The organism is Conchiformibius kuhniae DSM 17694, assembly GCF_000428785.1.
Lineage (GTDB): Bacteria > Pseudomonadota > Gammaproteobacteria > Burkholderiales > Neisseriaceae > Conchiformibius > Conchiformibius kuhniae.
This window is the reverse complement of the sequence record NZ_AUAP01000019.1, coordinates 1-24,905: the sequence shown is the minus strand read 5'-3', so window position 1 is coordinate 24,905 and position 24,905 is coordinate 1. Positions and strand designations below refer to the sequence as shown.

Below are 24,905 nucleotides of genomic sequence, written 5' to 3'. Positions count from 1 at the left end.
TGCGGTATTGTCGGGCAATCGGGCGGCGGGGACTAATCGGTTTTTTGTATGGCAGGCATCAGTTTGGCGGATTCGACCAGCACGCTGCGGTTGCGGACGTAAAAACGGATTTCCCAACCGGCAATACGCGCGGCATAAAGGCGGTCGGGATTGCGGTGGTAGGCGGGGCGGGGGTCTTGGGCAAGGCTCTGCTCGATAAGGGCGCGCACGGGCTCGGGCGGCGGCTCGGCTTGGGGCGTCCATATCACGGGCAAACACGGCGGCGCGGCGGGCGCGAAACCGGCGGCAGCACCGGCACGGGCTTCGACAAAGGGCAAATAGGGTTTGATGTCGAACACGGGCGTGCCGTCCAGCAAATCCGCACCGCCGCAATGCAGCACCACGCGCCCGTTTTCGCTGCCGATGCGCTCGAGCGTGAGCAGCGACAAGCCCAAATGGTTGGGACGGTGCGGGCTGCGCGTGGCAAACACGCCCATTTTCGTCTTTCCGCCCAAACGCGGCGGGCGCACGGTGGGCGACCAGCCTTCCGCCACCGCCTCGTGAAACAGAAACTGCACCCAAATGCAGCCGAAGTGTTGTAAACCGCGTACGCACTCCGGTGGAAAATCCGCTTCCAACACAATGTCCGTCCACGCCGCAGGCACAAGCTGCGGCTGGCGCGGAATGCCGAATTTCTGCGTATAGGGCGAACGGACGCGGGCAATGGGCGTGATTGTGTGGGCATTCATGCGGAGCGTAGCGGACAAAACGGAAACGCGATTATACCCAACTTATTTACCGCAAATGCGAAATCACGGTTAAAATAGGCGCTTCACTTAATCACAGGTGCGATTGCGGTTTACGGTTGCGGGTGATTCCGTATGCGGCAGGCCGTTCTTTATGAGAAAAATTTTCGACTTGTTTTTGCTGGTTTCCTTACTGGCTGTGGTGTTTGTGGTGCTGCTGGCGTGCGTGAGCATGTGGCAGGTGCGCCGCGATGCCCGCCTGATTGCCCACCCGTCTGCCAAAGCCGATGCGGCGGTGGTGTTGGGCGCGGCGGCGTGGGGCAACAAACCCTCGCCCGTGTTCCGCGAACGCATTGCGCACGGCATCGACCTGTACCGCAACGGCACGGTCGGCAAACTGATTTTCACCGGCGGCACGCCGAAAAAAGGCTACCCCACCGAAGCCGAAGTGGGCAAACGCTTTGCCATAAAGCACGGCGTGTCCGAGCGCGACATCCTCACCGAACACGCCTCCACCAGCACCTACGAAAACCTGAAAAACACCCGCGCCCTGATGCGCCGCCACAAAATCGGCAGCGTCATCATCATCAGCGACCCCGCCCACATGGCACGGGCGCGGGCGATGGCGCAAGACTTGGGCATCAGCGCCGAATATTCCGCCCCCCCCCCCAGCCGCTACGCCGACAGCAGCAAGGCAAACGACTTTTTTGTCCGCGAAACCGTGTATTTGTGCCTGTTCCGGCTGTGGCAGTTGGCAAAGTGGCTGCGCGGCGGGCAGGACTGATTTTTGATGCAGCGCAAACAACAACGGCATTCTGATGCCGTTTTTGCGTTTTTGCCCCCGTCCTTGCGCTTGCACGGCACAAAACATTGCTATAATCCGCCCCGTTTTTCTTTTACGGATTTGCTCATGCCGCACCCCGCATCACTGCCGGAACGCCTGTTCCGATTGGAAAAAAACCGCACCAACGTCCGCACCGAGCTGATGGCGGGCTTGACCACCTTTCTGACCATGTGCTACATCGTGGTGGTCAATCCCCTGATTTTGTCGAACACGGGCATGGACTTCGGCGCGGTATTCGTTGCCACCTGCATTTCCGCCGCCATCGGCTGCTTTGTGATGGGGCTGCTTGCCAATTACCCGATTGCGCTGGCGCCGGGCATGGGCTTGAACGCTTATTTCACCTTTTCGGTGGTGCTGGGCATGGGGGTGTCGTGGCAGACGGCACTGGCGGCGGTGTTCGTGTCGGGCATTATTTTTATTCTGTTCAGCTTTTTCAAAATCCGCGAGCTGCTGGTCAATGCCCTGCCGATGGGCTTGAAAATGGCGATTGCGGCGGGCATCGGCTTGTTTTTGGCATTGATTGCGCTGAAAAACGCGGGCATCATCGTTGCCAGCGAAGCCACGTTTGTGAAAATGGGGCAGCTTTACGTTTTGGGCGAAAACGGCGCAAAATCGCCGAACTGGCCGGTGCTGTTGGCACTGCTGGGCTTGTTTGTAACGATTGCGCTGGATTATTTCAAGGTGCGCGGGGCGATGATTATCGGCATCGGCGCGGTCACGCTGGCGGCACTGGGCTTGGGGCTGACGCAGTATGAAGGCATTGTCGCGCCGCCGCCTTCTTTGGCACCGACCTTTTTGCAGATGGATTTTTCGGGCTTGCTCAACGGCAGTCTGCTGGCGGTGGTGTTTGTGTTTTTTCTGGTGGATTTGTTCGACAGCACCGGCACGCTGGTGGGGGTGTCGCACCGTGCGGGGCTACTGGAAAACGGCAAGCTGCCGCGTTTGAAAAAAGCCCTGTTTGCCGATTCGACCGCAATTGTTGCAGGTGCGGCACTGGGAACGTCGTCCACCACGCCCTACATCGAAAGCGCATCGGGCGTGGCGGCGGGCGGGCGCACGGGCTTGACGGCGGTAACGGTGGGCGTGTTGATGCTGGCGTGTTTGTGGTTTTCGCCTTTGGCAAAACTCGTACCCGGCTTTGCCACCGCGCCCGCGCTGCTGTACATCGGCGTGCAAATGCTGCGTTCCGCCACCGAAATCGATTGGGACGACATCACCGAAGCCGCGCCCGCATTCTTAACCATGGCGTTCATGCCGTTTACCTATTCGATTGCGGACGGCATTGCCATGGGCTTCATCAGCTACGCGGTGATTAAGCTTCTGTGCGGACGGCAGCGCGACGTGCCGGTGATGGTGTGGATTGTCGCCCTGTGTTGGGCGGCGAAGTTCTGGTTTTTGGGCGCGTAAGCCGGACGCCCGCAAAAACGACCGTTCCCTTTCAAGGAAACGGTCGTTTTGATGCAACGGCATCAACGGCGTTTTTTGCGGCAAACGGTAGCGGTTTTGTTGCCGTAGCGGTCGCGGAATTCGAATACCGCTTCGCCGTTTTTCTGATGCCATTCGGTGGCTTTGCCGTACAAGCCTTTGCCTGCCGTGTACAATTCGCCCGAAGCGGCACGGGTTTGTTTCAACACGGCGCGGGCGTTGCGGTCGGTGTTCAGCGACAAGGCGATGCGGCTGTTGCCCAAATAGCGCACGGTAACGCCCTGACCGGTGCGGCAGGCGTAATGCTCGTCGGGCATATTGACGGGACGGCTGCCGGTGTTGCCTGTCGGTGCGGCGAACGCGCCCGCAGCACAAACGGCGGCAAGGCTTGCCACAATCCATTTATTCATCTGTCGTTTCCTTATATGCAGTACGAAAAGATGCCATATTAATCACCACGCGCCGTTTTGTAACGCGCATTAACCGCAATTTACCCGCGCCCGCGCCGCCGCACCGTCTTTCGGCAAACCCAAATAATTGTTAAAATTCAGCTACCGCCCGCCTTGCACCGCCAAGGGCGTATTTTTGATTTACATTCTTTACACGGAAGCACACCATGACCGACCACAGCGCCACCGTCAATCTTTTCGAATCGCCCTTCCCCATGCGCGGCAACCTCGCCAAACGCGAACCCGCATGGGTGGCGCAATGGCAGCAACAGCAACGCTATCAAAAACTGCGCCAAAAAGCCGCCGGACGTCCCAAATTCATCTTGCATGACGGCCCGCCCTATGCCAATGGCGACATCCATATCGGACACGCCGTCAATAAAATTTTGAAAGACATCATTATCCGCAGCAAAACCTTGGCAGGTTTTGATGCGCCTTACGTTCCGGGTTGGGACTGCCACGGACTTCCCATTGAAGTGATGGTGGAAAAACTGCACGGTAAAGATATGCCCGCAGCGAAGTTCCGTGAACTGTGCCGCGAATATGCATCCGAACAAATCGCCCGTCAGAAGCAGGACTTTATCCGTTTGGGCGTCATTGGCGACTGGGATAAGCCCTATCTCACAATGGACTATCAAACCGAAGCCGACACCGTACGCACATTAGGTGAAATCTATAAGGCAGGTTACCTGTATCGCGGGGAGAAACCCGTGCAATACTGCTTGGACTGCGCCTCTTCTCTTGCAGAAGCGGAAGTAGAATACAAAGATAAGGTGTCGCATGCCATTGATGTGGCTTATCCCGTTCAAGATATGGGTGCATTGGCAAAAGCATTCGGGCTGCCTGAAATCACAGGTGAAGCCTTTGCCGTGATTTGGACGACTACGCCTTGGACATTGCCTGCCAGCCAAGCGGTTTCCGTTGGTGCGGATATTGTGTATCAATTGGTTGATACCAATAGAGGTCTGCTGATTGTGGCAAAAGACTTGGCGGAAAGCGTATTGGAACGCTACGGTTGTTCAGGCAGTCCTGTGCTGGCTGAAACCAATGGAGCAAAACTGGAAAACCTGCTGTTGAAACACCCGTTTTTGGAGCGTGATATTCCTGTTTTGAACGGCGACCATGTTACCACCGATGCCGGTACGGGCTTGGTTCATACCGCGCCCGCACACGGTTTGGAAGACTACTTTGTATGTCTGCAATACGGTATCAAACTGATTAACCCTGTTGATGCCAAAGGGCATTATTTCCCGTCTGTGGAGCGTGTCGCAGGTATGAATGTATGGGAAGCCAATCCTGTCATCATCTCGTGGCTGGCTGAAAACGGACTTCTGCTGTGCGAGAATAAAATTGAGCACAGCTATGCACACTGCTGGCGGCATAAAACGCCCCTGATTTACCGTGCTACGCCCCAATGGTTTATCGGCATGGACAAAGCGGGTGCAAAAGGACAGACTTTACGGAACACCGCTTTGAAAGCGGTGGACGATACGGAGTTCTTCCCTGCGTGGGGACGCGCCCGTTTACAAGCTATGATTGAAGACCGTCCCGACTGGGTGGTGTCGCGCCAACGTTATTGGGGCACACCGATGACCTTCTTCGCGCACAAGGAAACGGGTGAGTTGCACCCTGATTCTGCCTCCCTTTTGGAACAAGTGGCGCAAAGAATTGAGCAAGGTGGCATCAATGCCTGGTTTGAAATGGATAAATCGGAACTGCTTTCTCCTGAAGACTGCGACCAATACGACAAACTGCCCGATACGATGGACGTATGGTTTGATTCAGGCAGCACGCATTTTTCCGTGTTGAAGCAACGTAACGAGCTGGCATGGCCTGCGGATTTGTATCTGGAAGGCAGCGACCAGCATCGCGGTTGGTTCCAATCGTCCATGCTGACGGGCTGCGCGACTTTGGGACGCGCACCCTATAAGCAATTGCTGACGCACGGTTTTGTGGTGGACCAGAACGGACGTAAGATGTCCAAATCCGTTGGCAATGTGGTTGCTCCGCAAGAAGTGTACAACGAGTTTGGTGCGGACATTCTGCGCCTGTGGACGGCAGCGACCGATTACTCAGGCGAATTGGCGATTTCCAAAGAGATTTTGAAACGGGTTACAGAGTCCTATCGCCGTATCCGTAACACCTTGAGCTTCCTGTTTGCCAACTTGACGGACTTCAACCCGATGGAACATGCCGTACCGCAAGCAGACATGGTGGAGATTGACCGCTATGCGCTGGTGCTGGCTCGTAAGTTGCAGGAAAAAGTTGCGGGCGAATACTATCCCCGTTATGCCTTTCACTTGGCGGTGAAAGACATCGTGCATTTCTGTTCTGAAGACTTGGGTGCGTTCTATCTGGACATTCTCAAAGACCGTTTGTACACCACCAAGACAGATGGCCATGCACGGCGTTCCGCACAGACTGCCCTGTACCACATCACCCGCAGTTTGGTGCTGCTGATGTCGCCGATTCTGTGCTTCACTGCAGAAGAGGCGTGGGAGTTGATTGGCGGCGGTTCGGAAGACAGTGTGTTGTACCATACTTGGCATGACTTTCCGTCCATGCCTGCAGCGAGCGAAACCGAGTTGTTGAACAAATGGGCGGTTGTAAGGGAAGCTCGTGCGGTGGTGAATGCGGCGATTGAGCCTTTGCGTGCCGACAAAACCATCGGTTCGTCCTTGCAGGCAGACGTGGTGCTGACCGCGCCGGAAAGCCATTTTGCCGCTTTGGAAACTTTGGGCGCGGAACTGCGTTTCGTGCTGCTGGTGTCCAAAGTGGCACTGCGTGAAGGCGCGGAACTGGCGGCGGCGGTGTCGCCCAGCACCGCGCAAAAATGTCCGCGCTGCTGGCATTATGTTGATGAGATGGGCGCAGACGGCGTGTGCGGACGTTGCGCCGACAATATCGGCGGACAGGGCGAGCAGCGCGACTATAGTTGATGTTTTTTTAATGTTCATACTGTGTTGGTTCGCCTTGCCGTACTTTTGTACTGCGGCTCGCTGCCTTGTATGAAAAATAAATCACACCAACCATCGCTCCATCGCTGACAAGCGACTAAAAAACAGCACCGTTATGAAACGGTGCTGTTTTTTCAGTGAAATGATGATGTGTTCTCGGGTGTGTCATCAATTGACCGAAAAACCTTCGTACCGTCATTTCCACGTAGGCGGGAATCCAAATCGAAGCACGACAAACCTTGATAAAACATCGTTTGCCAAGCATCGTACAGTGGATTCCCGCATTTGCGTGAATGACGGCGGTTTTTATATTGTGCTGATTTTCATGAAAAATTAAATGATGACACGCCCTAGACCTGCTTCAGGGCATCGGTAAGCTGCGGCACAAGCTCGAACAGGTCGCCGACCAGTCCGTAATCGGCAACGGCGAAAATCGGCGCATCGGGGTCTTTGTTAATCGCCACCACGGTTTTGCTGCCCTGCATGCCCGCCAGATGCTGAATCGCGCCTGATACGCCTACGGCAATGTACAGCTCGGGGGCAACGATTTTGCCGGTTTGTCCGACTTGGTAGTCGTTGGGGGCGTAGCCTGCGTCCACCGCCGCCCGCGATGCGCCGATGGCGGCACCAAGCGTGTCTGCCAACGGGGTCATCAGTGCGTCAAACTGTTCGGCACTGCCCAAGCCGCGTCCGCCCGACACCACTACTTTGGCTTGGGTGAGCTCGGGGCGTTCGGATTCGGTCAGGTCGCGGCGCACGAAGCGACTGAGGTTTTGGGCGGCGGTGGCGGGGACTTCGCGGATGTCGGCACTGCCGCCTGTGTCGGCGGCGGCATCGAAGGCGCTGGCACGGAAGGTCAGCACCAGTTTGCCACCCGGATTGCGTACGGTTGCCAAAACGTTGCCTGCGTAAATCGGGCGCACGAAGGTGTCGGCAGCGATGATTTCGGTCAAATCGGAAATCTGCGGGCAGTTGAGCAGGGCGGCGGCGCGGGGCATGATGTTTTTGCCGAAGCTGCCTGCCGCCGCCGCCAAATGGTCATACGGTTCTGCCAGCGACACCAGCAAAGGGGCGATTTCTTCGGCAAGTTGGTGGGCGTAGTGCGGTGCTTGCGCCAACAATACGGTGCGGACGTGGGCAATGTTTGCCGCCGCTTGCGCCACGCCGCGCACGTTGTCGCCGGCAACCAGTACGTCCACCGCGCCCAAACGCGCTGCGGCACTGATGGCGTTGCGTGTGGCGGCTTGCAGGGTTTGACCGTCGTGTTCTGCCAAAACGAGGGTTGTCATCGTGTTGCTCCTTGGTTCAAATGGCTTTGGCGGCTTTGAGTGCCGATACCAGCTCGGCAACGTTTGCCACTTTCACGCCGGCTTGGCGCGGTTGCGGTTCGGCATAGGACAGGGTGTGCAGACGCGGGCTGATGTCTGCGCCCCAGTCGGCGGGGGTGCTTTTTTCGAGCGGTTTTTTCTTTGCCTGCATCAGGTTGGGCAGTTTGACGAAGCGCGGTTCGTTCAGGCGCAAATCGGTGCTGACCACCGCCGGCAGACGCAATGCCAGCGTTTCCGTACCGCCGTCGATTTCGCGGACGACGGTGATTTCGTCTGTGCCGATATCGATTTTGCCGGCAAAGGTGGCTTGCGGGGCGTTGAGCAGGGCGGCGAGCATTTGCGCGGTTTGGTTGGCATCGTCGTCAATCGCCTGTTTGCCCAACAGTATCAGCTTTGCCTGTTCCTGCCGCGCCACCTGTGCCAGCAGTTTCGCCACCGCCAAAGGCTCGATGGCGGGGACGTCTGTTTCGATGTGCAGGGCGCGGTCGGCGCCCATTGCCAAGGCGGTGCGCAAGGTGTCTTCGCATTTTTTGCCGCCGATGGAAACCGCCACAATTTCGCTTGCCTTGCCCGCTTCTTTCAGGCGCACCGCTTCTTCCACCGCGATTTCGTCAAAGGGGTTCATCGACATTTTCACATTGCCGGTGTCCACGTCAGAGCCGTCGGGCAGGACGCGGACTTTGACGTTGAAATCCACCACCCGTTTGACGGCAACCAGAATCTTCATTATTTCAGTTCCTTTTCTTTTTGGTTTGCTTGGCAACTTGCGCCCCAAGCCCTTTTGATGTGTCGGACAATCCGCGCTATTCTAATGCAAACGCCCCTGCTTGAACAGATTGGAGCAGGAAAACTATTCGGGCGCGGCGCAAACGGCGCGTCCGTGTCATCGGGCGGGTTTCTCGGTTATAATCGCGGCGTTTTTATCAGCCGCACCCTGCCATGAGCCAAACCATTGCCGCCATCGCCACCGCCGCCGGACGCGGCGGGGTGGGCATCGTCCGCGTGTCGGGCAAAAACCTGCTGCCCTTTGCCCGCGCCTTGTGCGGCAAAACGCCCCAACCGCGCACCGCCCTGCACACCGATTTTTTAGACGAAAACGGTGAAGCCCTCGACAACGGACTGCTGCTGTATTTTCCCGCGCCCGCCAGCTTTACCGGCGAAGACATATTGGAACTGCACGGACACGGCGGTACGGTGGTGATGCAGATGCTGTTGGCGCGCTGCTTGGCACTGGGGGCGCGGGTGGCGCGGCCGGGCGAGTTCAGCCAAAGGGCGTTTTTAAACGGCAAACTGGATTTGGCACAGGCGGAAAGCGTTGCCGACCTGATTGACGCCGACAGCCGCGCCGCCGCCCGCATGGCAGTGCGCTCGCTCAAAGGCGCGTTTTCACAACACATCCGCAGCTTGGCGGACGGCTTGGTGCATGTGCGCATGCTGGTGGAAGCCGCTTTGGATTTTCCCGAAGAAGACATTGATTTTTTGGCAGAGCTGGACATCGCCGCACAAGTGGCGGACTTGCGGGCGCGGGTCGCCGCCGTCCGCGCCCAAGCAGCGCAGGGCGCGATGCTGCGCGAGGGCGTACAGGTGGTGCTGGCGGGTGCGCCGAATGTCGGCAAATCCAGCCTGCTCAACGCACTGGCGGGCGAAGAAGTCGCCATCGTTACCGACATTGCCGGCACCACCCGCGACACCGTGCGCGAACAAATCACTTTGGACGGCATACCCGTCCGCATCACCGACACCGCAGGGCTGCGCGAAACCGGCGACCGAGTCGAACAAATCGGCATCGGGCGCAGCCGTCAGGCATTGGCACAGGCAGACATCGCACTGGTGCTGATTGATCCGCAAGAAGGCATCAACGACACCCTCGCCCTCACCCTGCATCAGCTTCCGCCCGAATTGGTGCGCGTGGAAATCCGCAACAAATGCGACTTGCGCGGCGAAGCGCCGTTTGTGGCAGACGGAAGCGGCAGCGTGTGCGGCGCAGCGGCGGTGGTGGGCTTGTCCGCCAAAACCGGCGCGGGCTTGGACTTGCTCAAACACACCCTGTTGCGGCAAATCGGCTGGCAGGGGCAGAGCGAAGGGCTGTTTCTCGCCCGCAGCCGCCATTTGGACGCGCTTGCCCGTGCCGATGACGAGCTGGCGCACGCCGCCGCGCTTGCCGGTGCCGGCGCAAACGCCGAACTGCTTGCCGAACACCTGCGTTTGGCACAAAACGCCTGCAACGAAATCACCGGCGAATTTACCGCCGACGACCTGCTCGGCGTGATTTTCAGCCGTTTTTGCATCGGCAAATAATCCCCTTTTCCATCAAAACGCAAAGGAATCATGATGAAACTGTTGAAAACCCTGCTGCTGTTGTCGCTGCTGACCGTACCGGCCGTCCGTGCCGCGCCCGTGGAAGTGCGCCTTGCCGTACACGACAGCTTCGAGCTGCCCAAAGCCCTGTTGGTGCGTTTCGAGCAGGAACACGATGCCAAAATCGTGCAGGTGAAGGCGGGAGACGGCAATGAGCTGCTCAACCGTTTGATTCTCACCAAAAGCAAGCCGATTGCCGATGCGGTGTACGGCTTGGACAACGGCAATGCCGACAAGGCGCGTACGGCGGGCATTTTGGCGGCGCGCCAGCCTGCGGGGGCGGACACGGTGGTGAAGCTGCCCGGCATGCTGGCGGTGGACTACGGCTTTGTCGCGCTCAATTACGACAAGCAGTGGTTCGCGCAGAAAAAGCTGCCCCTGCCCAAAAGTCTGCATGATTTGACTTTGCCGCAATACAAGGATTTGACGGTGGTGCCGCACCCCGGCACGTCCACGCCGGGCATGGCGTTTCTGCTGGCGAACATCGGCGGTTTGGGCGAAAACAAGGCATTTGCATGGTGGGCGCAGATGCGCCGCAACGGGGTGAAAATCACCAAAGGCTGGTCGGAAGCCTACAATACCGAGTTTTCGCTCAACGGCGGTTCGCGTCCGATTATGGTGGGCTATGCCAGCAGCCCTGCGGCGGAAGTGTTTTACAGCAAGGGCAAATTGTCTGCGCCGAATATGGGCAATTTGTTTTTGGAAGGCGGGGTGTACCGCCAGATTGAAGGCGCGGCGGTGCTGAAGGGGGCGAAAGTGCCGCAATTGGCGGAAAAGCTGGTGCAATACCTGCACAGCCCCGATGTGCAGGCAGCCGTGCCGACGGCGATGTGGGTGTATCCCGCCGTGTCGGGCACCCCACTTCCCGCCGTGATGAAACACGCGTCCGTGCCGCACCGGCACTGGTCGCCCAACGACCGGCGTATTGCCGACAACCGCAAAACGTGGGTGGCGCGTTGGACGAAAACCGTTTTGAGATAATTTGAGCAAAAGGAAGCAAAATGAAGATTTTGGTCATCGGCGGCGGCGGTCGCGAACACGCTTTGGCATGGAAGCTGGCGCAGTCGCCCAAAGTGGACACCGTATTTGTCGCGCCGGGCAATGCGGGGACGGCGCAGGAAGCGAAGGTGTGCAACCTCGCTTTGGGCAAACACGATGAATTGGCGGATTTTTGCCGCAGGGAAAACATCGCCTTTACCGTGGTCGGGCCGGAAGCGCCCTTGGCGGCGGGCATTGTTGATGATTTCCGTGCGGCGGGTTTGGCGGTTTTCGGCCCGACCCGTGCGGCGGCACAGTTGGAAAGCTCGAAAGATTTTGCCAAAGCCTTCATGCTGCGCCACAATATTCCCACCGCCGCCCACCAAACCTTTACCGATGCCGCCGCCGCTTGCGACTACGTACGCCGCAAAGGTGCGCCGATTGTGATTAAGGCAGACGGCTTGGCGGCGGGCAAAGGCGTGGTGGTTGCCCAAAGCGTGGACGAAGCCGTCCGTGCCGTGAACGACATGCTGCTGGGCGGCAGCATGGGCGGCGCGGGCGCGCGCGTGGTGATTGAGGACTTTCTGCAAGGCGAAGAAGCCAGCTTCATCGTCATGTGCGATGGCGAAAACGTGTTGCCGATGGCGTCCAGCCAAGACCACAAACGCCTGCTGGACGGCGACAAGGGCCCCAATACCGGCGGCATGGGCGCGTACAGCCCCGCGCCTGTGGTTTCCCCCGCCGTCCACCGCCGCGTGATGGACGAAATCATCTTGCCGGCCGTGCGCGGCATGCGGGCGGAAGGCACACCGTTTACCGGATTTCTCTATGCCGGACTGATGATTGACGACACGGGCGCACCGCACACCATCGAATTTAACTGCCGTTTCGGCGACCCCGAAACCCAGCCCGTATTGAGCCGTTTGGACAGCGACTTTGCCGAACTGGTACAAAGCGCCTTGGCGGGCAAACTGGACGGCGCGTCCGCACAATGGAAAACACAAACCGCAGTCGGCGTGGTGCTTGCCGCCGAAGGCTACCCGCAGCAGCCGCGCAAAGGCGACCCGATTGAAGGCTTGGACGAAGCCGCCGCCGCAGGCGGAAAAGTGTTCCACGCCGGCACCCGCCAAAACGGACAAGGGCAAACCGTCAGCGACGGCGGACGCGTGTTGTGCGTGGTCGGTTTGGGCGACGATGCCGCCGCCGCCCAAGCCCAAGCCTACCGCGCTGCCGGAAAAATCCGCTTCACCGGCATGCAGTACCGCCGCGACATTGCCGGCAAAGCCCTGCCGCGCTGATTGGGGTGTGCCGTCATCTGAATCTTTCTTATGAAAACCGGTCGGGTATAAAAAACCGTCATTTTTCCGCCAAACAAAAAACCGTATCTGCACAGATACGGTTTTTTAATATAGTTGAAATGATTTATTTTTCAGAAAAGGCGGCGAGCCGCAGACAGCATGGACAATACGGCAAGGCGAGCCAACGCTGTATGGAAAAAGCATTTCAATCATATCGCTCACACGGCTTCGGCACAGCCCATATGGCACACCGTCTGCCCCATGCCCGCGCTGCCGTTTAAAAACGACACCGCCAAATCGGCACAACAGCCGCAACAGCTTGCCACCCCCAAACGGTCTTGCAAATCGTTTAACGACGCCGCACCTGCGGCAACAGTGTCTTGGATTTGGCGGTCGGTAACCGCATTGCAGATACAAACGTACATGGCGCGTTCCTTTTTCCGACAGTTTTAGAGACGGGGTGTGCGTGTAATGATAATACTGTTTATTTCGAGCCGCAAGGGGCATGGGGGTTTTTGTTGCGGCGGGTAATGCTGATACAATGGGCGTTTTTGTTTCAGGAGCCTGCATCATGCACACCCGCACCATCAGAAAAGCCGTTTTTCCCGTTGCCGGAATGGGCACGCGCTTTTTGCCCGCCACCAAAGCCAGCCCGAAAGAAATGTTGCCGATTGTGGATAAACCGTTGATTCAGTATGCCGTGGAAGAAGCGGTTGCCGCAGGTTGCCATGAAATCATCTTTGTTACCGGACGCAGCAAACGCAGCATCGAAGACCATTTCGACAAAGCCTACGAATTGGAAACCGAATTGGCATTGCGCGAAAAACACACGCTGCTGGAAACGGTACAAAACATTTTGCCCGCAGGCATTACCTGCCTGTACATCCGTCAGGCGGAAGCCTTGGGCTTGGGGCATGCGGTGCTGTGCGCCCAAGCGGCGGTAAACAACGAACCGTTTGCGGTGGTGCTGGCAGACGACCTGATTGACGCGCCGCAAGGGGCATTGAAACAAATGGTGGACGTGTATCGGGCAACGGGCGCGAGCGTGTTGGGGGTGGAAACGGTCGAGCCGAGCCAAACCGCTTCCTACGGCATTGTCGAAGTGGCGGATTGGCAGCAGTGCCAACGCGTACGCAGCATTGTGGAAAAGCCCAAGCCCGAAGACGCGCCTTCGGATTTGGCGGTGGTGGGGCGTTATGTGCTGACCCCGCGCATTTTTGAGCTGCTGGCGGGCTTGGGGCGCGGCGCGGGCAACGAAATCCAGCTTACCGACGGCATCGCCAAGCTGCTGGAATACGAACCCGTGCTGGCACACGCCTTTACCGGCACGCGCTACGACTGCGGCAGCAAAATCGGCTATCTGGAAGCCACGCTCGCCTACGGCTTGAAACACCCCGAAACGGGCGCGGCGTTCCGCGAACTGCTGCGCCGTTACGCGGCGGAACAATAAGCGCTTGGCAAGGTGCGCCGCAAATGCCACACAGGTGCGGGCGCGGACGGCTTGCGGCACGAAAAAATGCTTTGCCGCGAACAAGCTGTGTTAGAATCACGCACCTGCCTTTGCGGCGGTTTCAAAACAAAACTCTCAGGAGCATGTGATATGGATAAAAAACTTACCGCCGTTTTGGTAACGGCAGTGTTCGGATTGGCGGCTTGCGGCAGTGGCGGCGGCGGAAGCGGTGTGATTACCACAGGCAGTGGCGGAAGCAGTGGCGGCAAGGGCGGTGCGTCTGCGGGCGGCAGTTCTGCCAACAACACCGGCGCTTCTTCGTCTGCGGGCAACCAATCCGGCAGCAGCACCGGCGGCAGCGCGCCCGCAATCAAAGTACTTGCCGGCTTGCACGCCTCTTTGGACGTGAATCCCGCTTCCGAACAGGCAGGAAAATTTGTTCCTGCGCACGGCGATTGGAAGTTGTCGAAAAGCATGGAGGCGGTGGAAATCGAAGGGCGCGTTATCCAATTGATACCCACCGGCAAAGGCGATGCCGCAGACGGTAAAGAAGACGGCTTTTATGAAGGCAGCAACGAAAAAATCTATACCGGTACCAGTACCGCACCCTACCATCAAGACCCGAGCAACTCGTGGCGCATGATTGGCACCCATCTCAAGCACGCCCGCTACGGCGAAATATACGATGAATACGAAAAACGCCACACCCTGACGGTCGGCGATGCCACACCCGAAGACAAAATCAAACAAATGACCGAAGCCAAAGGCGCAATCGACAAAGAAATCAAATACACAGGCAAAGCCCTGCATGTGGAAGCCGCACCGTATTTTAATGCGGCAGCATTTTTACAAGAACGCAGACAACAGCTTGACAATGCCGAAAACAATGTCAAAGGCGCGTATGCCGCTTGGGAAGGCGCAGTAACGGCAGTGGAAAATGCCAAACTGGGCGGTGATGCCGTTGCCATTGCGGCAGCCGAAACCGAACTCGGTCGCGCCCATAGCAATTTGCAAACGGCGGCAGATGCCCTGAACGGCGCCCGACAAGGCTTGGCAACCGCGCAAGAAGGCGTCAAATCCGCCTTATCGGTCAAACCCGTTCCCGTGCAGTCCGAATTTTTCGTTAATTTTGGCAACAAAACCGTAGTCGGCACGATTAAGGACGAAAACAACCCCGATTTCAAAATCAATTTGAAAGGCACGTTTGGCAAAAAAGCCGATTACAGCGATACCGACCCCTACCGTTTCGGCGGCAAGGATTCCGCTTTGGGAGAAGCGGGTGCGATTATGGAAGGCACGTTCCACGGCGACAATGCCGAAGAACTGACCGGCATTTACATCAACGGCACCAGCCACGGCACATTCGGTGCGGCGAAAGAATAAGCCTGCCCCGCCGTAGGTTCAGCCATTATCCCATCTGTACCGCCAAGCGTGCAGATGGGATAATCCGTTTTTGTTTTTCTGCGAATGCATCATGATAACGATTTGCTCCGAATACGATTTGCAAAACTGTTCCACCTTCCGCCTGCCCGCCCGTGCCGCGCATTTTTGTGTGCTGGACGATGCGGCGCGGTTGCCCGAAATCTGCGCCCTGCCCGAGTTTGACCGCCAAACGGTGCTGTGGCTCGGCGGCGGCAGCAATATTCTGTTTACCCGCGATTATCGGGGCTTGGTGGTGAAAATCGCCAACAAGGGCATCCGCGTGCTGTCGGAGCAGGGCAATACGGTGCTGGTGGAAGCGCAAGCGGGCGAAGTGTGGCACGATTTTGTGTTGCACACCGTGCGCGAAGGCTGGTGCGGCTTGGAAAACCTGAGCCTGATTCCGGGCACGGTCGGGGCAGCGCCCGTGCAGAACATCGGCGCGTACGGGGTGGAAGTGAAAGATTGTATCGACCATGTGCATTGCTTTGATTTGGCAACGCAAAAATTTGTGCGTTTGGGGCGGGAGGCGTGCGCCTTCGCCTACCGCGAAAGCCTGTTCAAACAGGCGGGCAAGGGGCGTTATGTGATTGTGTCGGTGGTGTTTGCCCTGAAGCGGGATTTTTGCCCGAATGCGGGCTACGGCGATTTGGCGGCGGTGTTGGCACAACGCTGCGGCACGCGTGCGCCGACTGCCGCCGACGTATCGGAAGCGGTGTGCGCCATCCGCCGCAGCAAGCTGCCCGATCCCGATGACACGGGCAATGTCGGCAGCTTCTACAAAAACCCGATTGTGGACAAAGCACGGGCAGACGACCTGCGCCAACGCTTCGGCGACATGCCCGTGTATCCCCAGCCGGACGGCACGGTCAAACTGGCGGCAGGCTGGCTGATTGACCGTTGCGGGCTGAAAGGGCGGCAAATCGGCGGCGCGGCGGTACACGACCGTCAGGCGCTGGTGTTGGTCAATCGCGGCGGCGCGGGCGCGGCAGACGTACTGGCATTGTCGGCGCTGGTGTGCGAAACGGTGCGCGAGCGTTTCGGCGTGGTGCTTGTTCCCGAGCCGAATATTTTATAATCAATTGCCTTATTTAAAAAACTCAAGGAACAGACATGAACCAAGACCAACGCTGCCGTTTTTTGTTTGACCACCACCCCGCGCGCGGTTTGCACGTGCGCCTGAACGTGGTGTGGCAGCACATTCTGCAACGCAAAAACTACCCGCCCGCCGTCCGCCGCGCTTTGGGCGAACTGCTTGCCGCCGCCGCCCTGCTCGCCGAAGATTTGAAATCCGACAGCACCCTCACCATTCAGGTGCAAGGCACGGGCGCATTGAAAATGCTGGTTGCCGAAGCCGCTTGCGGGCAAACCTGCCGCGCCACCGCCCGTTGGGACGAACACGCCGACATTGCCCGTGATGCCCGCCTGAGCGACCTGCTCGGCAAAGACGGCATCTGCGCCATCACCGTCCAACCGCGTCAGGGCGAAGCGTGGCAGGGCATTGTCCCCCTTGACGGCGACAACATCGCCCAAATGCTGAGCGCCTACATGCGCCATTCCCAACAAATCGACACCCACATCGTTTTGACCGCAGACGAACACCGCGCCAACGGCTTTTTGTTGCAGCGTTTGCCCGCCGGCAGCGAAGACGCATGGGCGGAAGTGCTTGCGCCCGCGCAAACACTGAGCCGGCAGGAATTGCATGATTTAAACACCGAAGCCCTGCTGTACCGCCTGTTCCACCAAACCCCGCCGCGCCTGTTTCCCGCCGAAGAGCTGGAATTTGCCTGCACCTGCTCGCGCAGCAAAGTGGCGGACATGCTGTTGCTGCTCGGCTGCAAAGAAGTGGGCGATGCCATCGGCACGGAAGGCTCGATTGGCGTAGACTGCGATTTTTGCGGCGAACGTTACACCTTCGACCAAGCCGATGCGGACGCGCTGTTCGGCACAGACGTGCTGGCGGCGGCGCAAGCCATGCGCAACATGGTTTAGGGCGTGTCATCAATTAAACTTTTATGCTATAAATCAGCATAATACAAAAACGCCGTCATTCCCGCGAATGCGGGAATCCACTGTCTGATGTTTGTGAAGCGATGTTTTATCAATGCTTTTTGAAATTTGTTTTGGCTTCCCGCCTGCGCGGGAATGACGGTGCAGGGATTTTTCGGTCAATTGATGACACGCCCCAAGGGCGCACCATCAGCGAATCCGCCAACCACCACACACAGGAAAACCGTATGGACAAACAAAACCTGCTGCACCTGCTGCAAACCCGCTCCACCTGCAAACAATACGACCCTGCCCGCACCGTCAGCGATGACGATTTTGCCTTTTTGCTGGAAGCGGCGCGGCTTTCGCCCAGCTCGTTCGGCTTTGAGCCGTGGCGTTTTGTGGTGGTGCAAAGCCCCGAATTGCGCCAACTGATTGGCACGCACGCATGGGGCGCGAAAGACAAAATCGGCGCGTGCAGCCATTTTGTGCTGATTTTGGCGCGTTTGGCAAACACCCTGCACGCAGACGCGCCCTACATCATGCACATGATGCAAAACGTACACGGCATCGCCCGCGAAGCTGCCGAAGCCCGCCGCGAGCGTTACCGCACCTTTTGCGAACAGGATTTCGCTCTGTATCCGCACGAGCCGCGCAGCTTTTACGATTGGGCGTGCAAACAGTGCTACATTGCTTTGGGCAATATGCTGACGGCGGCGCAAGCCGCAGGCATCGATGCCACTGCCGTGGAAGGCTTTCCTTTGGAAACGCTCAACCGTGCTTTGGCAGAACGCGGCGTGTATGACGGCGGCACGTTCAAACTCGCCGTGATGGCGGCGTTCGGCTACCGCGCCGACCCGCCGCGCCCGAAAACCCGCCAAAGCCTTGACGACATCGTGGCATGGGTTTGACAAAAAAATCTTGACAAACGAAACGGCGGCGCGTATAGTCTCGGCTTTCGGGTCGTTAGCTCAGCTGGTAGAGCAGCGGACTTTTAATCCGTTGGTCGAGCGTTCGAATCGCTCACGACCCACCACATTTTCAAGCCCGAACGGTGTTCCGTTCGGGCTTGTTTCTTTTGCTGCGGCAGGTCAGTGCGCCGCTTCCCAATCCGCGCCCGCGCCCACTTGCGCCGTCAAAGGCACGTCCAGCACGTCCGCGCCCGCCTGTGCCATCAGGTGCGGCAGTTCGGCACACACGCGTTCTTGCTCCGCTTCGGGCACTTGCAGCACCAATTCATCGTGTACCTGCATCACCGTCAGGCTGGCGGGGCTGTGTTCGCCCAGCCAACGGTGTACGGCAATCATGGCGCGTTTCATCAGGTCGGAAGCCGTGCCTTGCATGGGGGCGTTGATGGCGGCGCGTTCGGCGGCGGCGCGGGCAACGGCGTTGCGGCTGCGGATGTCGGGCAGATACAGCCGTCTGCCGAACAGGGTTTGCACATAGCCTTGTTCGGCGGCCTGTTCTTTGGTGCGCCGCATATAGTCTGCCACGCCCGTATAACGGGCGAAATAACGCTCGATGAAATTTTTTGCCGACAAATTGTCGATGCCCAAGGCTTTTGCCAAGCCGTATTGCCCCATGCCGTAAATCAAGCCGAAATTGATGGTTTTGGCATAACGGCGCTGTTCCGTGCCGACCTGTTCGGGGGCAATGCCGAACACTTCGGCGGCGGTGCGGCGGTGGATGTCTTCGCCCTTGCGGAAGGCTTCCAGCAGTGTGGCATCGCCGCTCAAATGCGCCATGATGCGCAATTCGATTTGCGAGTAGTCTGCCGACACCATGATAAAGCCCGCAGGTGCGGTAAAGGCGCGGCGCACCCGCCGTCCCGCTTCGGTGCGTACGGGAATGTTTTGCAAATTGGGGTTGCTGCTGGCAAGCCTGCCGGTGATGGCGACGGCTTGGGCGTAGGTGGTGTGGACGCGCCCCGTGTGCGGCGACACCATTTCCGGCAGTTTGTCGGTGTAGGTGGATTTGAGTTTTGCCACGCTGCGGTGCTGCAAGATGAGTTTGGGCAGGGGGTAGTCCAAAGCCAGTTGTTCCAATACGGCTTCGTTGGTGGACACGCCGCCCGATGCGGTTTTTTTCAGCCCTTTGGTGGGAATGCCCATTTGGCGGAACAGGATTTCCTGAAGCTGTTTGGGCGAGTTGAGGTTGAAGGGCTGACCTGCCAGCGCATAGGCTTTTTGTTCCAAATCCAGCAGCTCGCGCCCCAAATCGCGGCTTTGCGCCGCCAGTTCGCGGGTGTCGATGTGCACGCCCGCACGCTCCATCGCAAACAGCACTTCGGCAACGGGCAGTTCCATGTTTTCGTACATGTGTTGTTGTGCGGCGTCCATTTGCGCGCGCAGGTGGGTTTCGATGCGCAGGGCGAAATCGGCGTCTTGGCAGGCGTAGTCGGACGCTTGTGGCAAAGGCACGTCGGCAAAGGGGATTTGTTTGGCGCCTTTGCCGCACAGGTCTTCGTAGGATACGGTGGGCAGCCCGAGCCAGCGTTGTGCCAATTCGTCCAAGCCGTGTCCCAAGTGGCTTTCGACAATGTACGATGCCAGCATCGCATCGCCGGCAATGCCTTGCAAGCCGATGCCGTGGTTGGCGAAAACATGGCGGTCGTATTTCAGGTTTTGTCCGATTTTGTGCAATTGGGGGTTTTCCAAATGCGGTTTGAGTGCGGGCAATACGGTGTCGGCATCGAGCTGGTGTTCGGTGAGCGCGGGGTTGTGGGCAAGCGGAATGTAGGCGGCATCGCCCGCCGCAAAGGCAATGCTGATGCCCACCAGGCGGGCGCGCATGGCGTCCAAAGAGTCGGTTTCGGTGTCCAAGCCGATGCGGGTGCTGTTTGCCAAGCGTTGCAATAAGGCTTGGAAATCGTGTTCGTTGGTGATGGTGCGGTAGTGCAGATGGGCAACGGGTTGGGCGGGTACGGGCGTTGGCGGTGCGGACGGTGCGGCGGGCGTGTCCGTTCCCTGTCCGTGTTCGCGGGCTTCTTTGAGCCAGCTTTTGAAGCCGAGCCGTTCGAAATGTGTTGCCAGTGCCGTCCAATCGGCATCGCGGCGGCGCAGGCTATCCAAGCCTTCGGGCAATTCGGCGTGTAAGTCCACATCGGTTTTCAGCCGCACCAGTTGTTTGGCAAGCGGCAGGTGTGCCAGTGCGCCGCGCAGGTGTTCGCCGATTTTGCCGCCAAACGCATCGGCGTGTGCGATGATTTGGTCTAATGAGCCGTATTGTGCCAGCCATTTGGCGGCGGTTTTCGGGCCGCATTTTTCCACACCCGGCACGTTGTCCACTTTGTCGCCGACCAAGCTCAAATAGTCGGCAATCTGTTCGGGATAAACGCCGAATTTGGCATATACGCCGTTGCGGTCGAGCGTTTCGTCCGACATGGTATTGACCAGTGTGATGTGCGGATTGACCAATTGCGCCATGTCTTTGTCGCCGGTGGAAATAATGGTGTGCCAACCGCGTTGTTGCGCTTGTGTTGCCAGTGTGGCGATTACGTCGTCGGCTTCCACGTCGGGGGTTTGCAGCACCGTCCAGCCGAGCAGGCGCACCAGTTCGGGCAGCATTTGTGCTTGCGGACGCAAATCGTCGGGCATGGGCGGGCGGGTGGCTTTGTAGTCGGGATAAAGACGGTGGCGGAAGTTGCTGCCTTTGGCGTCAAACACGCAGGCGCAGTGGTCGTGGGCGATTTCGCTGCGGGCGCGGCGCAGCATGTTGAGTACGCCGTAAACGGCATTGGTGGGCGTGCCGTCCGGTGCGGAAAGGTGGGTCATGGCGTAGAAGGCGCGGTAAAGATAGGACGAGCCGTCTACCAGCAGCAGGGTGGGTGCGGACATGTTGGGTGGGGCGGGAATCAAAACGGCGATTATACCCGTCTTTGATGATTGTGCGCGTTGATGCCGCGCATCACAAAAACCGAAGGGGCTGGCATTGTGCCAACAGGCGTTTTAATATCAAACCGCCCACAACCACACACATCAGGAGCCTGATTTATGAAGTACGCAGCCCCCAATACCCCCGACAGCATCGTGCAATTCAAAACCCGTTATGAAAACTACATCGGCGGACAATGGATTCCGCCCGTTGGCGGGGAATATTTTGACGACATCAGCCCGATTACCGGCAAGCCGTTTGCCCAAGTGCCGCGCTCGCAGGCGGAAGACATCGAAAAAGCCCTTGATGCCGCGCACGCCGCCAAAGACGCATGGGGCAAAACCTCCGTTGCCGAGCGCAGCCGCATTCTGCTGCAAATCGCCGACCGCATCGAGCAGAATCTGGAAAAAATCGCCGTTGCCGAAACATGGGAAAACGGCAAGCCCGTGCGCGAAACCCTTGCGGCGGACATTCCGCTTGCCATCGACCATTTCCGCTACTTTGCCGGCGTGATTCGCGCCCAAGAAGGCGGCATTTCCGAAATCGACCACGACACCGTTGCCTACCACTTCCACGAGCCTTTGGGCGTGGTGGGGCAAATCATTCCTTGGAACTTCCCGATTTTGATGGCGGCGTGGAAAATCGCCCCCGCGCTGGCGGCGGGCAACTGCATCGTGTTGAAACCCGCCGAACAAACGCCCGTGTCCATCTTGTATCTGCTGGAAATCATCGGCGACCTGCTGCCGGCGGGCGTGCTGAACGTGGTCAACGGCTACGGCATCGAATGCGGCAAACCGCTCGCGCAAAACCCGCGTATTGCCAAAGTCGCCTTTACCGGCGAAACCGGTACCGGCAAGCTGATTATGGGCTATGCGGCGGAAAACATCATTCCGGTCACGCTGGAGCTGGGCGGCAAAAGCCCCAGCATCTTCTTTGCAGACGTGATGGACGAAGATGATGCCTTTTTAGACAAATGCTTGGAAGGCTTTGCCATGTTTGCGCTCAATCAGGGCGAAGTGTGTACCTGTCCTTCGCGGGTGCTGGTGCAGGAGTCGATTTACAAAAAATTCATGGAAAAAGCCGTTGCCCGCGTCAAAGCCATCAAAGCGGGCGACCCGCTCGACACCGAAACCATGGTGGGCGCACAGGCAAGCCAAGAGCAGTTTGACAAAATCGAAGGCTATCTGAAGCTGGGCAAAGAAGAAGGCGCACAGGTGCTGGCGGGCGGTACGGCGCGGCAGGAAAGCGGCGATTTGGCGGGCGGTTTCTACATCGAGCCGACCATTTTCAAAGGCGAAAACAGCATGCGGATTTTCCAAGAAGAAATTTTCGGGCCCGTTGTTGCCGTAACCACGTTCAAAACCGCCGAAGAAGCCCTTGCCATTGCCAACGATACCGCGTTCGGCTTGGGGGCGGCGGTGTGGAGCCGCGACATCAACACCGCCTACCGCATCGGTCGCGGCGTGCAGGCAGGACGGGTGTGGACAAACTGCTACCACCTTTATCCCGCCCATGCCGCTTTCGGCGGCTACAAAAAATCGGGCATCGGCCGCGAAACCCACAAAATGATGCTGGAACACTACCAACAAACCAAATGCTTGCTGGTCAGCTACTCGCCCGATAAGCTCGGTTTTTTCTAAAGCGCATCATCACTTGAATGTTTACTGAATACGGCAACGATGCTTCAGCACATGAAGCATCGTTTTTGTTTTGCCGCTTCTGTTACAATAAGCACCGTGCGGCAATTGCGCCGCTTGGTATGAATTTTGAGGAACAACTATGTGCGGAATTGTCGGCGCGATACGCGCCCCCCAAAACAATGTGGTCGATTTTCTGACGGACGGACTCAAGCGTTTGGAATATCGCGGTTATGATTCTTCGGGCATTGCCGTGCATACCGCCGAAGGCATCTGCCGCGTGCGCCGTGTCGGGCGCGTTGCCAATATGGAAGCCGCCGCCCAAGCGCAAAAACTGTGCGGACAAACCGGCATCGGGCATACCCGTTGGGCGACACACGGCGGCGTTACCGAACCGAATGCCCACCCGCACGTTTCCGGCGGATTGATTGCGGTGGTGCATAACGGCATCATCGAAAACTTTGAAGCCGAACGCGCCCGTTTGCAACAACTGGGCTATGCTTTCGAATCGCAAACCGACACCGAAGTCATCGCCCACAGCGTGCATCACGAATACACCGCCAACGGCGGCGACCTGTTTGCTGCCGTGAAAGCAGCCTGCGCCCGCTTTCACGGCGCGTATGCCATCGGCGTCATCAGCCGCGACCGTCCCGAACACATGGCAGTGGCACGCATGGGCTGCCCCCTGCTGGTCGGCTTCGGCGAAGGCGAAACCTTTATCGCTTCCGATGTTTCCGCCGTCATCGCCTTCACCCGCCGCATCGCCTATCTGGAAGATGGCGACATCGCCCTGCTGAACACACAGGGCATCGTGCGCCTGTGCGACAAAAACGGCGAAGCCGCAGAACGCGCCGTCAAAACTTCCGAACTGTCGCTCGCATCACTGGAGCTGGGGCTCTACAGCCACTTCATGCAAAAAGAAATCCACGAGCAGCCCCAAGCCGTTGCCGCCACCGCCGAAGTGTTTCTCGATGGCGGCTTCGTGCCGGAAAACTTCGGCAGCAACGCCCGCGAAGTGTTCCAAAGCATCAACAGCATCAAAATCTTGGCTTGCGGCACATCATATTACGCCGCGCTCACCGCCAAATACTGGCTGGAAAGCATCGCCAAAATCCCCACCGATGTAGAAATCGCCAGCGAATACCGCTACCGCGATGTCATCGCCGACCCACAGCAACTGGTCATCACCATCTCCCAATCCGGCGAAACGCTCGACACGATGGAAGCCCTGAAATACGCCCAATCGCTCGGACACTGCCACTCACTGTCGGTTTGCAACGTCATGGAATCCGCCCTGCCCCGTGCCAGCAGCTTGGTGCTGTACACCCGTGCGGGCGCGGAAATCGGCGTGGCGTCCACCAAAGCCTTTACCACCCAACTGGTCGTACTGTTCGGCTTGGCGGTAACGCTGGGCAAACTGCGCGGACACATCGATGCCGAACGCGAACACGCCCACACCGAAGCCTTGCGCCAACTGCCGGGCAGCATTCAGCACGCCCTGAACCTCGAGCCGCAAGTGGCGGCGTGGGCGCAAAAATTTGCCCAAAAAAGCAGCGCCTTGTTTTTGGGGCGCGGCATCCACTACCCGATTGCGCTCGAAGGCGCACTCAAGCTCAAAGAAATCACCTACATCCACGCCGAAGCCTATCCTGCGGGCGAACTCAAGCACGGGCCTTTGGCACTGGTGGACGAAAACATGCCGATTGTGGTCATCGCCCCCAACGATGCCCTGCTCGACAAAGTCAAAGCCAATATGCAGGAAGTCGGTGCGCGGGGCGGCGAACTGTTCGTGTTTACCGATTTGGACAGCCATTTTGAAGCGGCGCAGGGCGTTCATCTGATTCGCACCCCGCGCCACACGGGCGCATTGTCGCCGATTATCCACAGCATTCCCGTACAACTGCTGGCGTATCACGCGGCACTGGCGCGGGGCACGGACGTGGACAAACCACGCAATTTGGCAAAATCGGTTACGGTGGAATAAAACCGAACGGTATGGTGTTGCACAATAAAAACGCCATACCGTTTTGTTAATTAAAAATTAATTTTTTTGACAGATAATTTGATTTGAAGTAGTATGGAACGGCTGCGTGGTTTTGAACGGCTGCGTGGTTTTGAACGGCTGCGTGGTTTTGAACGGCTGCGTGGTTTTGAACGGCTGCGTGGTTTTGAACG

19 protein-coding genes and 1 tRNA gene are annotated in these 24,905 nt (G+C 58.1%); 14 read left to right on the top strand and 6 right to left on the bottom strand.

Annotated elements, in window-relative coordinates; all coding sequences use genetic code 11:
* Window positions 1–32: 32 nt before the first annotated feature.
* Window positions 33–728: a tRNA (N6-threonylcarbamoyladenosine(37)-N6)-methyltransferase TrmO gene (gene tsaA / locus G392_RS12360; protein WP_034334638.1), complete on the bottom strand. Its 696-nt coding sequence runs from the start codon at window positions 726–728 to the stop codon at window positions 33–35.
* A 151-nt stretch (window positions 729–879) separates the two neighbouring features.
* Here tsaA and G392_RS12355 point away from each other — a divergent pair, with 151 nt between their 5' ends.
* The gene (locus G392_RS12355) at window positions 880–1,509 is read left to right on the top strand and encodes a YdcF family protein (protein WP_034334635.1); all 630 of its coding nucleotides are present in this window, start codon (window positions 880–882) and stop codon (window positions 1,507–1,509) included.
* A gap of 126 nt (window positions 1,510–1,635) precedes the next feature.
* The gene (locus tag G392_RS0106805; protein WP_027009645.1) at window positions 1,636–2,976 is read left to right on the top strand and encodes an NCS2 family permease; all 1,341 of its coding nucleotides are present in this window, start codon (window positions 1,636–1,638) and stop codon (window positions 2,974–2,976) included.
* 62 nt (window positions 2,977–3,038) lie between these two features.
* On the opposite strand, the gene G392_RS14195 is transcribed toward G392_RS0106805, so the two are convergent.
* Complete coding sequence (locus G392_RS14195; protein ID WP_027009644.1) at window positions 3,039–3,404, bottom strand: MliC family protein; 366 nt, start codon at window positions 3,402–3,404, stop codon at window positions 3,039–3,041.
* Window positions 3,405–3,610: 206 nt separating this feature from the next.
* Between G392_RS14195 and ileS the strand changes: the two genes are divergently transcribed.
* Window positions 3,611–6,382, top strand: coding sequence for an isoleucine--tRNA ligase (gene ileS / locus G392_RS0106795; RefSeq protein ID WP_027009643.1), 2,772 nt, complete (start codon window positions 3,611–3,613; stop codon window positions 6,380–6,382).
* Between the two features lie 368 nt (window positions 6,383–6,750).
* Here ileS and G392_RS0106790 read toward each other — a convergent pair whose 3' ends face one another.
* Window positions 6,751–7,689 (bottom strand): electron transfer flavoprotein subunit alpha/FixB family protein, encoded by a 939-nt coding sequence (locus tag G392_RS0106790; RefSeq protein WP_027009642.1) that lies wholly within the window; start codon window positions 7,687–7,689, stop codon window positions 6,751–6,753.
* A 16-nt stretch (window positions 7,690–7,705) separates the two neighbouring features.
* The gene (locus G392_RS0106785; RefSeq protein ID WP_027009641.1) at window positions 7,706–8,455 is read right to left on the bottom strand and encodes an electron transfer flavoprotein subunit beta/FixA family protein; all 750 of its coding nucleotides are present in this window, start codon (window positions 8,453–8,455) and stop codon (window positions 7,706–7,708) included.
* A gap of 212 nt (window positions 8,456–8,667) precedes the next feature.
* On the opposite strand from G392_RS0106785, the gene mnmE reads away from it, so the two are divergent.
* The 3 genes from mnmE to purD are packed head-to-tail and all read left to right on the top strand — an operon-like array spanning window position 8,668 to window position 12,362.
* Window positions 8,668–10,026, top strand: a complete 1,359-nt coding sequence (mnmE, locus tag G392_RS0106780) for a tRNA uridine-5-carboxymethylaminomethyl(34) synthesis GTPase MnmE (RefSeq protein ID WP_027009640.1) — start codon at window positions 8,668–8,670, stop codon at window positions 10,024–10,026.
* Window positions 10,027–10,065: 39 nt separating this feature from the next.
* On the top strand, window positions 10,066–11,067 hold the full coding sequence (locus tag G392_RS0106775) for a thiamine ABC transporter substrate-binding protein (protein WP_027009639.1): 1,002 nt from the start codon (window positions 10,066–10,068) through the stop codon (window positions 11,065–11,067).
* A gap of 20 nt (window positions 11,068–11,087) precedes the next feature.
* Entirely contained in the window at window positions 11,088–12,362 is a 1,275-nt protein-coding gene (purD, locus tag G392_RS0106770) for a phosphoribosylamine--glycine ligase (protein WP_027009638.1), read from the top strand.
* 218 nt (window positions 12,363–12,580) lie between these two features.
* Here the strand turns inward: purD and G392_RS12350 are convergent, their stop codons facing one another.
* A complete protein-coding gene (locus G392_RS12350; protein WP_051255622.1) occupies window positions 12,581–12,787 on the bottom strand; it encodes a (2Fe-2S)-binding protein in 207 nt (68 codons plus the stop codon).
* A gap of 146 nt (window positions 12,788–12,933) precedes the next feature.
* Here G392_RS12350 and galU point away from each other — a divergent pair, with 146 nt between their 5' ends.
* From galU to G392_RS0106735, 6 genes are all read left to right on the top strand, one after another.
* Complete coding sequence (galU, locus tag G392_RS0106760) at window positions 12,934–13,812, top strand: UTP--glucose-1-phosphate uridylyltransferase GalU (protein WP_027009637.1); 879 nt, start codon at window positions 12,934–12,936, stop codon at window positions 13,810–13,812.
* A gap of 150 nt (window positions 13,813–13,962) precedes the next feature.
* On the top strand, window positions 13,963–15,195 hold the full coding sequence (locus G392_RS13050; RefSeq protein ID WP_051255621.1) for a transferrin-binding protein-like solute binding protein: 1,233 nt from the start codon (window positions 13,963–13,965) through the stop codon (window positions 15,193–15,195).
* Between the two features lie 91 nt (window positions 15,196–15,286).
* The gene (gene murB, locus G392_RS0106750) at window positions 15,287–16,309 is read left to right on the top strand and encodes a UDP-N-acetylmuramate dehydrogenase (RefSeq protein WP_027009636.1); all 1,023 of its coding nucleotides are present in this window, start codon (window positions 15,287–15,289) and stop codon (window positions 16,307–16,309) included.
* A 35-nt stretch (window positions 16,310–16,344) separates the two neighbouring features.
* Window positions 16,345–17,223 (top strand): Hsp33 family molecular chaperone HslO, encoded by an 879-nt coding sequence (hslO, locus tag G392_RS0106745; RefSeq protein WP_027009635.1) that lies wholly within the window; start codon window positions 16,345–16,347, stop codon window positions 17,221–17,223.
* A 245-nt stretch (window positions 17,224–17,468) separates the two neighbouring features.
* On the top strand, window positions 17,469–18,131 hold the full coding sequence (locus G392_RS0106740) for an NAD(P)H-dependent oxidoreductase (protein WP_034334652.1): 663 nt from the start codon (window positions 17,469–17,471) through the stop codon (window positions 18,129–18,131).
* Between the two features lie 49 nt (window positions 18,132–18,180).
* Window positions 18,181–18,256, top strand: a tRNA-Lys gene (locus G392_RS0106735).
* A 55-nt stretch (window positions 18,257–18,311) separates the two neighbouring features.
* Here the strand turns inward: G392_RS0106735 and polA are convergent.
* A complete protein-coding gene (gene polA / locus G392_RS0106730; RefSeq protein WP_027009633.1) occupies window positions 18,312–21,056 on the bottom strand; it encodes a DNA polymerase I in 2,745 nt (914 codons plus the stop codon).
* A 156-nt stretch (window positions 21,057–21,212) separates the two neighbouring features.
* On the opposite strand from polA, the gene exaC reads away from it, so the two are divergent.
* Together exaC and glmS are read left to right on the top strand one after the other, a co-directional pair.
* Window positions 21,213–22,733, top strand: coding sequence for an acetaldehyde dehydrogenase ExaC (gene exaC, locus G392_RS0106725; RefSeq protein WP_027009632.1), 1,521 nt, complete (start codon window positions 21,213–21,215; stop codon window positions 22,731–22,733).
* 139 nt (window positions 22,734–22,872) lie between these two features.
* Window positions 22,873–24,714, top strand: a complete 1,842-nt coding sequence (gene glmS / locus G392_RS0106720) for a glutamine--fructose-6-phosphate transaminase (isomerizing) (RefSeq protein WP_027009631.1) — start codon at window positions 22,873–22,875, stop codon at window positions 24,712–24,714.
* Window positions 24,715–24,905 lie beyond the last annotated feature (191 nt).

Coding starts and splice junctions, on each gene's coding strand:
- tsaA (WP_034334638.1), bottom strand. CDS start 728: ATGAATGCCCACACAATCACGCCCATTGCCCGCGTCCGTTCGCCCTAT.
- G392_RS12355 (WP_034334635.1), top strand. CDS start 880: ATGAGAAAAATTTTCGACTTGTTTTTGCTGGTTTCCTTACTGGCTGTG.
- G392_RS0106805 (WP_027009645.1), top strand. CDS start 1,636: ATGCCGCACCCCGCATCACTGCCGGAACGCCTGTTCCGATTGGAAAAA.
- G392_RS14195 (WP_027009644.1), bottom strand. CDS start 3,404: ATGAATAAATGGATTGTGGCAAGCCTTGCCGCCGTTTGTGCTGCGGGC.
- ileS (WP_027009643.1), top strand. CDS start 3,611: ATGACCGACCACAGCGCCACCGTCAATCTTTTCGAATCGCCCTTCCCC.
- G392_RS0106790 (WP_027009642.1), bottom strand. CDS start 7,689: ATGACAACCCTCGTTTTGGCAGAACACGACGGTCAAACCCTGCAAGCC.
- G392_RS0106785 (WP_027009641.1), bottom strand. CDS start 8,455: ATGAAGATTCTGGTTGCCGTCAAACGGGTGGTGGATTTCAACGTCAAA.
- mnmE (WP_027009640.1), top strand. CDS start 8,668: ATGAGCCAAACCATTGCCGCCATCGCCACCGCCGCCGGACGCGGCGGG.
- purD (WP_027009638.1), top strand. CDS start 11,088: ATGAAGATTTTGGTCATCGGCGGCGGCGGTCGCGAACACGCTTTGGCA.
- G392_RS12350 (WP_051255622.1), bottom strand. CDS start 12,787: ATGTACGTTTGTATCTGCAATGCGGTTACCGACCGCCAAATCCAAGAC.
- galU (WP_027009637.1), top strand. CDS start 12,934: ATGCACACCCGCACCATCAGAAAAGCCGTTTTTCCCGTTGCCGGAATG.
- G392_RS13050 (WP_051255621.1), top strand. CDS start 13,963: ATGGATAAAAAACTTACCGCCGTTTTGGTAACGGCAGTGTTCGGATTG.
- murB (WP_027009636.1), top strand. CDS start 15,287: ATGATAACGATTTGCTCCGAATACGATTTGCAAAACTGTTCCACCTTC.
- hslO (WP_027009635.1), top strand. CDS start 16,345: ATGAACCAAGACCAACGCTGCCGTTTTTTGTTTGACCACCACCCCGCG.
- G392_RS0106740 (WP_034334652.1), top strand. CDS start 17,469: ATGGACAAACAAAACCTGCTGCACCTGCTGCAAACCCGCTCCACCTGC.
- polA (WP_027009633.1), bottom strand. CDS start 21,056: ATGTCCGCACCCACCCTGCTGCTGGTAGACGGCTCGTCCTATCTTTAC.
- exaC (WP_027009632.1), top strand. CDS start 21,213: ATGAAGTACGCAGCCCCCAATACCCCCGACAGCATCGTGCAATTCAAA.
- glmS (WP_027009631.1), top strand. CDS start 22,873: ATGTGCGGAATTGTCGGCGCGATACGCGCCCCCCAAAACAATGTGGTC.